Origin of the sequence: Leptospira kirschneri serovar Cynopteri str. 3522 CT, from assembly GCF_000243695.2 — a bacterium.
Classification (GTDB): Bacteria; Spirochaetota; Leptospiria; order Leptospirales; family Leptospiraceae; genus Leptospira; species Leptospira kirschneri.
This window is the reverse complement of record NZ_AHMN02000005.1, coordinates 157933-170984: the sequence shown is the minus strand read 5'-3', so window position 1 is coordinate 170984 and position 13052 is coordinate 157933. Positions and strand designations below refer to the sequence as shown.

At 36.9% G+C, this 13052-nt stretch carries 9 protein-coding genes; 6 read left to right on the top strand and 3 right to left on the bottom strand.

Features of this window, described 5'->3' with window-relative positions; genetic code table 11:
• Window positions 1-309 precede the first annotated feature (309 nt).
• Genes LEP1GSC049_RS219410 through ftsZ form a run of 3 tightly spaced genes read left to right on the top strand, consistent with a single transcriptional unit; the run spans window position 310 to window position 3511 of the window.
• A complete protein-coding gene (locus LEP1GSC049_RS219410) occupies window positions 310-1059 on the top strand; it encodes a cell division protein FtsQ/DivIB (protein ID WP_016748038.1) in 750 nt (249 codons plus the stop codon).
• A 1-nt stretch (window position 1060) separates the two neighbouring features.
• Window positions 1061-2290 carry a cell division protein FtsA gene (ftsA, locus tag LEP1GSC049_RS219415; protein WP_004757340.1) on the top strand — a complete coding sequence of 410 codons (1230 nt, stop codon included), beginning with the start codon at window positions 1061-1063 and terminating at the stop codon, window positions 2288-2290.
• 18 nt (window positions 2291-2308) lie between these two features.
• On the top strand, window positions 2309-3511 hold the full coding sequence (gene ftsZ / locus LEP1GSC049_RS219420; RefSeq protein WP_004752854.1) for a cell division protein FtsZ: 1203 nt from the start codon (window positions 2309-2311) through the stop codon (window positions 3509-3511).
• A gap of 1091 nt (window positions 3512-4602) precedes the next feature.
• On the opposite strand, the gene lep is transcribed toward ftsZ, so the two are convergent.
• Both lep and LEP1GSC049_RS219430 read right to left on the bottom strand, forming a co-directional pair.
• Window positions 4603-4935 carry a LipL41-expression chaperone Lep gene (gene lep, locus LEP1GSC049_RS219425; RefSeq protein ID WP_004753380.1) on the bottom strand — a complete coding sequence of 111 codons (333 nt, stop codon included), beginning with the start codon at window positions 4933-4935 and terminating at the stop codon, window positions 4603-4605.
• 28 nt (window positions 4936-4963) lie between these two features.
• Entirely contained in the window at window positions 4964-6031 is a 1068-nt protein-coding gene (locus LEP1GSC049_RS219430) for a lipoprotein LipL41 (protein ID WP_004752914.1), read from the bottom strand.
• Between the two features lie 170 nt (window positions 6032-6201).
• Here LEP1GSC049_RS219430 and LEP1GSC049_RS219435 point away from each other — a divergent pair, with 170 nt between their 5' ends.
• Both LEP1GSC049_RS219435 and nadA read left to right on the top strand, forming a co-directional pair.
• Window positions 6202-6714, top strand: a complete 513-nt coding sequence (locus LEP1GSC049_RS219435; protein ID WP_004757332.1) for a hypothetical protein — start codon at window positions 6202-6204, stop codon at window positions 6712-6714.
• On the top strand, window positions 6711-7685 hold the full coding sequence (gene nadA / locus LEP1GSC049_RS219440; protein WP_004760616.1) for a quinolinate synthase NadA: 975 nt from the start codon (window positions 6711-6713) through the stop codon (window positions 7683-7685). The genes LEP1GSC049_RS219435 and nadA overlap by 4 nt, the downstream gene beginning before the upstream one ends.
• 318 nt (window positions 7686-8003) lie before the next feature.
• On the opposite strand, the gene LEP1GSC049_RS219445 is transcribed toward nadA, so the two are convergent.
• Complete coding sequence (locus LEP1GSC049_RS219445; protein ID WP_016560558.1) at window positions 8004-9917, bottom strand: DUF1561 domain-containing protein; 1914 nt, start codon at window positions 9915-9917, stop codon at window positions 8004-8006.
• Window positions 9918-11118: 1201 nt separating this feature from the next.
• Here LEP1GSC049_RS219445 and LEP1GSC049_RS219450 point away from each other — a divergent pair.
• Window positions 11119-12984, top strand: coding sequence for a RecQ family ATP-dependent DNA helicase (locus LEP1GSC049_RS219450; RefSeq protein WP_016560591.1), 1866 nt, complete (start codon window positions 11119-11121; stop codon window positions 12982-12984).
• The last annotated feature ends 68 nt before the right edge of the window (window positions 12985-13052 follow it).

The window sequence follows — 13052 nt, the reverse complement described above, 5'->3', positions numbered from 1 at the left end:
CGTGATTTGCGGTAGTTCCCACATTTTAGGAATTGATCTGCAAAGTTTAGATTTCAACTTTTTTCAGAAAAATCAATTATGGCTGAACGAACTTACGCTAAATAAACCTTCTTGTCTTGTTGTAGGATCATTGATCGGTTTTTATTTTTCAACACTTTAAAGGAGTTCCTACGATCACGGTAAAGCTTCAGATTTTTGAACAAGTTAAAACTGAAAACGTATGAGTTCCTACATCGAAAAACAAGATATATAAATCATCCTAAATACCGATAAGAAAACTAGAAAAGAAAATTCTTCTAAGAATTTATTATGAGACATAATCTGATTGACTTTCTACGAGAATTTGTGCAAAAAAGAAGAAACGTCCTACTTTTGGCTCTCCTAATCGGGATTTTGAGCATTGGAATGATTCTTGGATTCGGTTATCAAGGGATGATTCCACGAGAATTGAATAAGTTAATCATTACGGGGCATGAAAAGCTTAAAACGGAAGAAATCGTAAGAATGCTTGAAATTCAACCCGGGACATCCTTTGATTCGCTGGATTTAGATCTTTTAGAGAACAACCTTTCCAGACTTCCGAGGATCAACTCCGTCCGTATTACTAAAAAGTCAGAAGATCAGCTTCTTGTGGAACTTACCGAGAGAAAAGCAAGTTATGTCGTCAATTCGAACGGACATCTCTACGAAATCGATCCGGAGTTACGACTTTTATCCCAAGATGATATTCGTGAGAAAGATCTATGTGTTCTTTCCGGAAATTTTCAAATTAAAAATGGAGCCGTTCAAGACGCGAGTTTTAGAGACCTTTATAATTCTGTGGAACACGCGTTTAAAATGTATCCGGCTTTGAAACCTAGAATCTCCGAAGTTTTACTACAAGAAGACGGTGAAATTTTTTTCTTTGCGGACGAGCCAATTCGTTTGAGAATTCAGATCGGTACTCTTCTTCATAGAGATCAGGTTCGAAAACTCTACGCTATATTAGCATATTTTGAAAAAGATAAGATTCAGTCTGAACTTGTAGATATCAGAGGAGAAGACGCTGTCTATCACTGATATGTCGGAACCAAGAGATAGAATTATTGCCGCCTTAGATCTGGGGACTTCGTTGACCAAAGTGGTCGTAGCTCGTCCAGTCTCTGAATACGAGGTAGAAATTATTGGAACCGGTGCTTATCCTTCTTCCGGAATTAAAAATGGGTCTATTATTAATATTGAATCTACTACACGTTCCATCATCGAAGCTGTGAGTGAAGCGGAACTTATGTCCGGTCAAGAAGTTTCTGTGGTTGCGGTTAATATCACGGGTAAAACGGTAAAGGCGGATAATTCTAAAGGAGTTGTGGCGATTACAAATCGTGATCGAACCGTAACGGAACCAGATGTAGTAAGAGTGATCGAAGCCGCACAGGCTATCCGAGTTCCTGCGGATCAACAAATCTTACACGTGCTTTCCAAGGAATTTTCTGTAGATGATCAAACCAGCATTCGAGATCCGATTGGAATGACCGGAGTTCGTCTGGAAGCGGAAGTTCACATCGTAACTGCCGGAATAACAGCAATTCATAATTTAGAAAAATGTATTGAATCGTCCGGTCTGGGTTGTGAGGTGATGATTCTTTCCAGTCTTGCTTCCTCGGAAGCGGTTTTGACTTCGGGGGAAAAAGATTTAGGAACCGCCGTGTTAGACATCGGCGCCGGAAGTTGCGACTTAATCGTATATGTAGACGGAGGAATTTCTTATTCTTCCGTAATTCCTTTCGGAGGAATTAGTGTTACGAGCGATATATCTATCGGACTTAAGACCACTTTAGAAACCGCAGAACTTTTGAAAAAAAGATATGGACATACGATTCTTTCTGAAATTGATCCGACCGAAACGATCGAAATTCCTCCGATCAGTGGCAGACCCGCAAGACAAGTTCTTCGAGAAGAACTTGTTTCTATCATTGAACCTAGAATGAGGGAAATTTTCGAGATGGTGGATAAGGAACTGGAAAAGTCAGGTAAAAAAGGATTCCTTGCAGGAGGTGTGATTCTGACAGGAGGAGGAAGCCTTCTCGAAGGAATCGATACTCTTGCCGAAGATGTATTTCGTCTAACGTCATCCAGGGCTAGACCAGGCGGAATCACTGGGCTTGCGGAAAAAGCATCTTCTCCAGAATTCTCCACGACCATTGGTATGATTAAATACGCAGACAGGATGACGGACATGGATCAAAAATCCGTGGATCGTTCGGAAGGATGGTCTAAAAAAATTAGAAGATGGATCGAAGACAATCTTTGACCCGTAAGGAAAAATAACATGATCCGATTTGAAGAAGAAACTAAAACGAGCCCTGCAGTGATCAAGGTGTTTGGAGTTGGTGGCGGCGGAATGAATGCGGTGACTAGAATGTCCAATTCTAGTTTGAAAGGAGTTGAGTTCGCGATTCTCAACACAGACGAACAAGTTTTACTTCGTTCTCCCGTAGAAAATAAAATCATCTTAGGAACAAAAGTCACCCGAGGTATGGGAGCCGGTGGAGATCCGGAGCTTGGGTTAAGAGCTGCGGAAGAAGATAAGGAAAGAATTCAATCCATTGTTCGCGGATCGGATATGGTTTTTATAACTGCCGGAATGGGGGGTGGGACTGGAACCGGAGCCGCGCCTGTAATTGCAAAGATCGCTAAAGAAATGAAGTGTCTCGTTGTAGGGGTGGTTACTCTTCCTTTTTCTTTTGAAGGTAGAAGGAGAATGGAATTTGCACGTAAAGGAATCGAACAACTTCGTTCTCACGTGGACACATTGATTCTAATCAATAATGATTCTATCTTTAGGGTTGTGGATAAAAGTACTCCGATTGATCTCGCCTTTCAAGTGATAGACGATATTCTTCTCAATGCAGTTCGAGGAATCAGCGACATCATTAATAATCCGGGACTAATCAACGTGGATTTTGCGGACGTGAAAACGATTATGCGTGATACCGGAGACGCAGTTATGGGAGTAGGAGAAGGAAGCGGGGACGGTAAGGTGAAAGAAGCAGTGGAATATGCAATCAACAATTCGTTGTTAGACTCTACTTCAATTGCCGGAGCTTCCTCTTTATTGATCAACGTTTCTGGTGGAAAGGATCTTACGATTTCGGATTGGAACGAAGTTTCTGGAATTATCACTTCTCAAGTTGACCCGAATGCAAATATCATCGTAGGTCTTCATGAAGACGAAAGTCTTTCTAATAAAATTAGAGTGACTGTGATCGCGACCGGTTTCCATAAACGAGGTAAATTACTTCAGAATCAGGATTCGGTTCAGAAAGGAACGCAAGAGAGTTATGGGTTTCAGAGAAAAGCTGTTGGAATGGAGAATTCCTCTCTTGAAAAGAAAGATTTTTTTCAAGATGAAAATACGGAACAAAACCGAAATTCGGGATCTTTAAGATTGCGTTCTTCGAATAGTTCTTCTCCTAAAGTGGAGGACTACGATATTCCTGCCTATCTAAGAAGAAACAGTTCTGGACCTTAAACGTTACATTTTATTTTCGGAAAAACATTAGAAAATTCTGTTTTACTTATAAAGCGATTGTGGTTCGTCACTCGGAAGTATGAAAGGCTAACTTAACGTGCGTTCGGTGTAAAAAACCTATGATTCCGAAAAAAGTTGAAATCTGAACCTCATAGATCGATTCCTTAAATGTGGGAACTACCACAATTTAAAAAATAAAAGTTTATAACAATTGAACCTTTCGTATTCAAGTGTGGGAGCTACTGTAAAGCTTAGGTTTGTCTGTAAAATGATGTGGGAACTCACGCAAACTACAATTTTACAAACAAATTTTGAAATTGTAGGAATTCATGCTTTTAGAAAAGTCTTTCTCAGCCAGAACTCACGTTAAAATGGGATTTAAATTTTGATGATGGCCGTAAAACAGTAGTTTTGTGCAAAAATCGGATTGAACGATGATTCTTTTTTGTATTTTAAGTAGTTCCCACAATTTTCAAAGTCCAACTGGTAAATCCACGATCTGTGAGAGTTCCCACATTTTCCAAAAATCCACGGTTCGTTTTTTGTTTTGAATTTTTCTGCGTTTTTATAGCAGAAACGGTAAAATCAAAAAATACGTTGTAGGTTTTTATGTTCTTGTTTCAAAGATGTAGGAACTCTTACAAAAGTTAAGTGTTTAAAAATTTGTAATGTGACTAAATCTGTGGGAACTACCACAAATCTGGGTTTTACTATAAAATTACTCTGTTACTTTCTACAAAAAGCGGAAACTAAACTGACATCACTTTCTACGAATTGAAAAACGTAGGTCTTCCCGGATTTAAGCACAATATAGGTCGATTCCAATCTATTGTTTAACTCAAATCCAATTTATTTACGAGCGTTTGTTATAAGCGGTTTTCTTTGAAAAACTTCTTTAAGAAATCTATAAAAATTAGATGTTTATAATATTTAAATATTTTAGAAAACTAAATCTATTTGTAAGTTGTGAGAATATTAGAGTTGTTGAAAAATTCCATAGTGAAAATTCGTAAAATTGCTTCAATTGTCCATTCAATCCAATACAAACAGATCAAGAATTAATTTTTCAACAACTCTATTGTGTACCGTGTTCATTTTAATTCTTCTTTTCCGAATTTCTTACATTCTTTTAAATCTCTGAACTTTTCCTTTTTCAGTTCACATTCTACTTGTTTGAGAGTTTTTTCGGACATACAACGTAGAACAATCGCTTTTGACATATCCGGTTGAAGAATCTGTTTCAACATAATCTGTTGCATCGTAGGCGGGATTTCGTCTTCGGAGGCATCTGCAATTAGTTTGACGTTGTGCATTTGATTTTCTACACATTCTTCTTCGTTCGGAGTTTTTCTACACTCGATAAGAAATAAAGTTGAGAAGATTAGGATAAAAATAAGAAAAGCGGACTTTCGCCCGCTTTTCATACAATTTTGTAATTTCAAAGGAACTCGATTACTTTGCGTTGCTTTCGTCAACGGCGAAAGTAGCCTCTACTCTTTTTCTAAGTTCTCTCAGATAGCTCTTATCAGCATCTTTCAATTTCATAGCTTCTTCGTAGAGTTTAATCGATTTTTCAAAATCACCTGCTGAAAAATAGTAGGTTGCAAGGTTTGCTTTTGCTCCCCAAGACTGACCTTTTGCTTTTTTATCAGCTTTTTCCCAAGCTTCTTTTGCTTTTTTGAAACTTGGAGTTTCACCAACGATTTCTTCGTAACCTTCTTGAAGAAGTTCTTTTACTTCTTCGTCTTCGTCTTTAACAAAAACTTTAATTCTTTCTGTTTTAACAATTGGAGAAAGTCTGCCCTTGATATAAGCAGCAGCTTCATCCAAACCTTGTCCGAAAGAATCTAAAATTGAAGGGCATTCTAAATTTCCTACACTGTTGTAAATTTTCGCAGGACTGGAAACTACCGCCTTTTTTACTTCTCCGGTTTCTACTTTGATGAGAGTAGCATCGAGAGGAATTAACATCATACGCACTCCAGTAGGTTTAGATACTGGTTCGTTTCCTGTATTTACGTCTTTACCAGTTGCCATAGAAGCGGCAAAACCAGCCACTTTCAAACCAGCTGCAACCGCATCGACTTTATTTTCAGTACTACACTCTGTATAAGGTTTTTGATAACCTATGTATAGAATTGCTTCTGCTCCGATCAGATTTCCGATCTTTGCTCTGTTTTTAGTAATTCCTGTAAGAGAAAGACTCGCTTCGTTGATTGCGTCTGCACGTTTGCTCAAGTCGGTAAGTTTGTAATAAGACTCTTTGTCAAACGCCTCGAAAACTTTAGAAGGCATCTGATCAATAAAACTGGAACCTTCACCGAAGATCGCTTCCCAAAGACTTTTTTTAGGAGCTTCTACAGCCAAACCTACGTTACGAATGGTTCCGAGGAATTTTTGAAGTGCACGGCCTTCTTTATCTTTCGGGAATACCGGATATTCTACATCAACTGTAGCTGCGCAATTTCCTAAGAACATAAGGAGAACTAACACAGAAATTAGAGAAGATAATTTTCTCATGAAAAGTAACACCAATCCTGTTTGATTTTGGGGAATAAGGGATGATTTAAAAATCAAAAAGAATCATGTCAATGATTTTAGAATCGAAAAATTAGGATTTGAAAAATGGATCTTTTGTTCTTTCTTTTTTTGATTGAAGAGACACTTCTCATACAAGATACTGAATTCAGATGGGTTTTGCTGTGCACAAACAATTTGTTTTTATTCTTCTATTTTGTATTATCATTCTTTTAAATTGCGCCTCTTCTAAAAAAGAAGAGGATACAATCAATCAACAACTTTTGGGTTGGATTTTATCTTTGAATTCAAACCCGGCTTGTTCGGATTATTATACTCAAGAAAATTTATGTTTAAAATCTCCCGTATCCATCGGCGAAAAATGTTCTGATCAAGAAATGGATCGACTTCAAAAAGGAATTCAACCGGCTCGTATGCAAAATAGAGAAGTTCTGGAAGAATTATTGCGCTGTTGGAGCCAATGTAATTCCACGTTTTTTTTGAATTACTCCGGTTCGTGTTCTTTTGAAACCGAATCCGATTATGTTACCGCTAAACGTTCCAGTTCTACAAATAGCGGGAATCTTTGGAGACAATGCCAGTCTAATTGTAACACGGGAACGAATTCTTCTTTTCCAAAGTTAAATGGGATTTCAACTACAACTACCTATTGGCCTTATCCATGAAAACTCTCGAAGAAGTTACAAAAGCTCTTAAAAACACTTATATGGAACACGAAGTGGAAGAGAAACTTCCGCTGATCCAAGAAATTCAAAAATTAAAAAAAGAAAAGAACGCGATTCTTCTTGGCCATAATTATATGACTCCGGATGTGTTTCACGGTGTTTCGGATATTACCGGCGATTCTCTTTATCTGAGTAAAGTGGCCGCGGATACGGATGCGGACGTGATTCTTTTTAACGGGGTTCATTTTATGGCGGAGACGGCTAAGTTGATGTCTCCTCAAAAAAAAGTTCTCATTGCGGATCTGAAGGCTGGTTGTTCTCTTGCGGAAAGTATCACTAGACAAGACGTGATCGATCTAAAACAAAAATATCCGGGTGTTCCCGTCGTAACTTATGTCAATTGTACTGCGGACGTAAAGGCGGAGACAGATATTTGTTGTACATCGGCTAACGCTTTACAGGTGGTAGAATCTCTGGAAAGTGATACCGTGATTTTTTTACCGGATCGTTATTTGGCTGCCAACGTTCAAAATCTGACTCAGAAGAAAATCATCACCCATCCGGGAAGTTGTATGGTTCATGAAATGTATTCTGCAGAAGACATTGAACTTACAAGAAGACAATTTCCTGGAGTTACGGTGATCTCTCATCCGGAATGTAAAACCGAAGTGGTGGATCGTTCGGACTATTCCGGTTCTACTTCTCAGATGAGCGATTTTATCCGTAAGTCCGAAGCGAAGAATATTTTTCTAATTACCGAATGTTCTATGGGAGACAATCTTCGTTCCGAATTTCCGGACAGGCATTTTGTTTCCACTTGTCAGGTTTGCCCTCATATGAAAAAAATCACTCTCGAAAAAATTAGAGATTCTTTGTTATACGATCAATATGAAATTCATCTTGATCTGGAAGTGATCGAAAAAGGAAGAATGTCCGTTCAAAGAATGTTAGATCTTTCTTTTAAAAAATAAAATTTTTTACTGATCCTGCATATACGGATTTCTATAAAATTGAGCGTTTTTAATTTTCATTATAAAACACTGTTTCGGCGTAAAATATTGGGTATTTATTATATAATCTGATTAGGAAAACAAATTTTGGCGTTGTCGGTTTTATTGTATGATGATCGCCAAACAACGATTTTGTGTAGAAATTTAATTCCTAAAATCCTTATCTTTCGATTTTATAAAGGTCCCTTGTGGTGTTGACGCAGGTAAAATCGATTCTACGTCAACACCTCTTCCGTTAAGAAATCAGAGTAATTTTCATTTTTTTCTTAAGTCATTGAATTATTGCAGTGAGCACCTACCACTTTTACTTGAGCACTGATTTACCAATGCGCTAGTTGGATATTCTCCTGTGCCTCTTCTATCACTTCCTTCTCCAGTACAATTTCTGTTAGAGATCATGGAGTCCAAAGGATTACGGTAAAATCTTCCTAATTGTAAAGTTGAAAGTCCTGTTAGAACACTATTAGGTCCTCTCAGATTTCTAATTATCTGTTCCAGATTTGTAGTGGGTCTTAACGCTGCTCTGTATTCTTCAAATGTTGCGGTCGCCATGGTTGTTGCAATTACAACTAATCCTTGAGAGGTTCTAAGAATTGGAACGGCATGTCCTCCCCGAGTTCCATCTGAATGAACCATCGTCATTAACAATAGCCAAATATTTCCGGGCGGAGAAGCGATGAGTGCTCTTATGTGAGATCTTATTTCAGACATAGTAGTAAATTCACGAGTACGTCCCCATTCGTATTGAGGTAAGAGATTCATAGCGGATAAGTAGCCTAACGTATAGTTTGTGTCAAAGAAGCGCTCAAACACTCTATAAATATCTACCAGCAATCTGTCCAAGTCCGGATGACGTTGTCCAAACGAGATAAAAGGATTCGTATTCGGAGCTGTATTGAAGAAGTAACCTCCACTCTGAAGAGGTCCTTGAGAATGATACTCCTGTAGTTCTGCTATCATTTGAAGGGCTTGAAGCATACAAACACCACATACCCCACGTGACATACGCGAATTCGAATCTGTCCTGGCTATTTCATAAAGTCTTCGAATCCAAGCCTCAGTTAATTGAAAGTCAGGTGGTAAGGTTCTTTTGACTCTTTTATGTAGAATACTTTCGTGATTACCAGCTGGACAATACTGATCTGTCTTTCCAAGATTAGATGACGTATAATGTGTCCAATCCAGTAAACTTTTATCGACTACAAACAAAGAAGTGGGGCTATTCTTAGTATCCTTTTTGACAAAATCAGGTTTAGCTACATAGGCAACTCCCCAATTGCTTCCATATCTGGTTACTCTCAGTGCATTTCCCTTATAATCCGTGATGATTCCTCCTTCTTCGGTTTGAAAAGAGACGTTCCAAAAAGTCGGATTCTCTTTACTGATCGCTGCGTCATTACACGATGCCCAAGTCACCCAATTCCATTGATAGTTGTCTACCTGAGAGGACATACAATAGAGAGAACCACTCACCGGGTCATACTGAGCGAGATGTCCACTTTCAGGATTGTAGTAGAGAGGTGTGGTATTTTTATCCGAACCTCCCCAGCGAATAAAATAACGTTCATTTCCCTCGGTAGTTTGCAAATCCCAAGCGATAGAAGTTTGAACGCTGATGTTTCCAGGAGTGGCTATTGTTTGAATCCAATCTTTCATGGAAGAATCTAATGTATGGTTGTATCTATCTTTAGAATTTCTTGATATATAGCCGTACCAATTTGTATCCTTCAATTGATAACGCTCATCCGCAGTCCAAAACGAGTTGTCTTTTACGATCCATCTTTGCAGAGGATCGTTGATTGTACAAGGTCTGAGATGTACATAGTCCCAGTTTTCTTCCCCTCTAACTACTTTTTCCGGAGCAGTGATGCATAACCACGTATTATTGACGTTATACGAAATTCTTTGGAACACGTCGTATCTTGCATTCTTAACGTGCATTTGCCAACACTGTTCAATTACGATGTAACTTTCACCGCCGCTAAAAGTAGGACCATAACAAAATGTTCCTCCGCCACTTACATTGACTTTGATTGGTTTATCTTTTGGTGGATCGGTAGGTTTTTGAATGATCGAGTTAGTAGTTTTTGAGTAAGAAGACGCATGTACAAGTGTATGATCCATTTCATACTCCAAGTAAATCATGATGGAGACTAACAAAGCCACTATAAAAATTTTCTTCCAATTATACATTTTTCAAACCCTCTTTTTTAAATTATGATCTCTATAAATTGTGTACCTTTAAACTTTATCACAAAATACTGTTTCAGTACGAAATATTAGGTACTTTATTATATGGCTATGAATAATCATAATCGTATATATATGAAATAATTATAATATTACTCCACAAATATTGTATGAATCCATTTTACTACAAGTTAGTAAATCGAACTATCGGATTGAGTAAGAAACAAATTGTATTGTTTTTTTAGATTAGAGTTGTTGAAAAATTCCATAGTGAAGATTCGTAAAATTGCTTCAATTGTCCATTTCAATTCAATACAAACAGATCAAGAATTAATTTTTCAACAACTCTATTGTTATCCGAACTTCCAACATCAATTTTTATAGCCAATATATTTGATTTTGTTCATATATTGGAACTAAATTCTATATAAACTTATTCTAATGTATATGTCGAAATATCATGAAGTTTGATGAATCCGTGTTTTAAATACTCTATTCTATGGTTCTGGCAATAAAAAACTAATTCGATGATTCAGTTTTTTTATCACTTTTACCTTTGATCCTTCTTCTTTTTTACTCTTTAATGAAGGCAGATTTTTTTATTAATGAATATATTTTAATGAAAGAAAATGATGTTTTGTTTATTTAGAACATATATTTGGGTTATATATATGTTTAAATTTTTTAACTATAAGGATTCATTCAATTTTAGTTCATTCTTAATGATTTGATAAATAGAGTTGTTGAAAAATTACTACTCAGACGTATAAAAATGATACTGAAAATGAATAGGTAATTTTACCTAAGATATTAGAAGTTCTCAGAAAATTACGCCTAACCCGAAATAATTGGCTTTTTTATGATATATTCCGCATTCTAACTTTTAGAACAAGTGTTGTTTTCATTCATTGAGTAGTAATTTTCCATCTGTTTCTCTTTTATGGGAATGGTCGATTGAAGCAGTTTTGTTATCGGTGGCTATGGAATTTTTTAACAACTCTAAAGATAGTTTAAGAGTATTCGAATTTCCTTTATGTTTCTAGTTTATGTATGAGTTCCCACATTTAAGTATTTAAAATAAAATTTACACGATACCTGAATTTTTAAGTTTCTTTTAAAAAGAGACTGACTTTAGGACAAAATCTAATATTTATAGTTTAAACGAACGTAATACAACAACCGAATTTTTACGATTCCAGATCCAATGAATTCAGAACAGAACCAACATATTCAAAATTTAGAATATATTCTTAAAAAAAAATGGGGATTGCCCAAGTTTAGATCCGGACAAAAAGAAGCGATCGAATCCTTGATCTCCGGAAAGGATACGTTAGCTATTCTTCCAACTGGAGGAGGAAAATCCCTCATATACCAATTTCCGACGATTTTGGATGAAACCTCGTTGACACTTGTAATTTCTCCCTTGATCGCATTGATGAAAGATCAGGTAGACTCACTCAAAGCAAAAGGAATCGCGGCAGAATACTGCAACTCCACTCAGGATGATCTAGAACAATTGAGAATTTTAAGTAGGGCCGTTACCGGTAAAATCAGGATATTATATCTTTCACCCGAAAAGGCGCTTGGAAGACAGGTGTTGGAAATTCTTCCGAAATTTCCTTTGGCAAGAATTGCCGTAGACGAAGCGCATTGTGTATCCCAATGGGGACACGATTTTAGACCCGAATATAGAAAGTTATACGAACTTAGGGACAAATACCCGAAACCGATACCGGTAGTTGCGTTAACCGCCACAGCTACGTCCAGAGTCATCAAGGACATATCGGATTCGTTAGGACTCAAAAATCCAATATTGATTAAGGGAAGTTTTTATAGAGAAAATCTTAGTTTTTCGGTTCGTTTTCCTCAAAACGAAATTTCAAGAGAAAACGAACTTTTGAAACTTTTAGTTCAAGGAAACTTTCAAAAAGTTTCAAGTGGAAGAGTGATCGTCTACTGCGCAACTAGACAAAAAGTAGAAACAGTTTACGGTTTTCTAAAAAAGAATGGATTTAAAGTCGGCAAATATCACGCGGGAAGAACCGATTCCAGTCGAGAAAAGACACAGGACGGATATAACAACGGAAAAACAAATGTATTGGTGGCGACTAACGCGTTTGGAATGGGGTTGGATCAACCAAACGTTCGTTTGGTGATTCACTATCAGATACCAGCCTCTTTGGAAAGTTATTATCAAGAAGCGGGTAGAGCCGGAAGGGACGGAAAACCTTCTGACTGTGTCCTTTTTTATCATCCTTCTGATCTTGTGACACAAGGTTTTATAATAGGAAAGGAAAACAATCGAAAAGGAGGAGAAACGTTACTCTCCCATTTAAAAGAATATTCCATTTCTAACAAATGTAGACAACAAACACTTTGTTCCTACTTTGACGAAGAAATCTTACCTTGTGAAACCTGTGACATCTGTTTAGAAAAAGAATCTACTTTTGCAGATGAAAGAGATCGGTTTTTGGAAAGAGAAAAAAACAAACGATTAAAACAAGAAGTAAGGGAAAGATATGAATTTTCAAAGGAAGAATTAGGAACCATCGAAAAAGTATTAGAACAAATTCCAGGTAAGTTCGGTAAAAGGATGATCGTAGGAGTGTTACGCGGTTCTAGATCGAACGAAATTCTGAGAAAAAAATTGGATCGTTTAATCGGATACGGTTCTTTACGTTCCGTTGCGGAAGAAGCGATTTTAAAAATTTTGGATGAATGGATTTCAGAAAAAAAGATAAAGATCGTAGGAGACAAATATCCTAAATTGATTCTTTCTTCCACAGTGATTGTCAAGGTTCCCCGTAAGAAAAAAAGTTCAGATACAGAAAGCGAAAAAAAAACGATTCCCGCCAAAAACTTGATTCAAGAATTAAAAAATTTTCGAGATAGAGAAGCCAGAAGAAGAAAATGGAAAAAGTTTATGGTACTTCAAAATCCCGTCATTGTTCAAATAGCAAAGGAGATGCCGGAGACTCCGGAAGAATTATCTTGTGTAAAAGGAATGGGTACTGCAAAGGTAGAAAAATTCGGCAATGATATTTTAAGAATATTAGAAAAATGGAAATAACAAGTAAACCTCCGTAAAATGGATTTTCAATTCAATAAAGATCGTAAAACGGAGATTTTATGAAAAAA

Bases quoted from the DNA above. Each gene is read 5' to 3' on its own strand.
- ftsA (WP_004757340.1), top strand. From the start codon at position 1,061: ATGTCGGAACCAAGAGATAGAATTATTGCCGCCTTAGATCTGGGGACT.
- LEP1GSC049_RS219435 (WP_004757332.1), top strand. From the start codon at position 6,202: ATGGGTTTTGCTGTGCACAAACAATTTGTTTTTATTCTTCTATTTTGT.
- ftsZ (WP_004752854.1), top strand. From the start codon at position 2,309: ATGATCCGATTTGAAGAAGAAACTAAAACGAGCCCTGCAGTGATCAAG.
- LEP1GSC049_RS219450 (WP_016560591.1), top strand. From the start codon at position 11,119: ATGAATTCAGAACAGAACCAACATATTCAAAATTTAGAATATATTCTT.
- LEP1GSC049_RS219445 (WP_016560558.1), bottom strand. From the start codon at position 9,917: ATGTATAATTGGAAGAAAATTTTTATAGTGGCTTTGTTAGTCTCCATC.
- nadA (WP_004760616.1), top strand. From the start codon at position 6,711: ATGAAAACTCTCGAAGAAGTTACAAAAGCTCTTAAAAACACTTATATG.
- lep (WP_004753380.1), bottom strand. From the start codon at position 4,935: ATGAAAAGCGGGCGAAAGTCCGCTTTTCTTATTTTTATCCTAATCTTC.
- LEP1GSC049_RS219430 (WP_004752914.1), bottom strand. From the start codon at position 6,031: ATGAGAAAATTATCTTCTCTAATTTCTGTGTTAGTTCTCCTTATGTTC.
- LEP1GSC049_RS219410 (WP_016748038.1), top strand. From the start codon at position 310: ATGAGACATAATCTGATTGACTTTCTACGAGAATTTGTGCAAAAAAGA.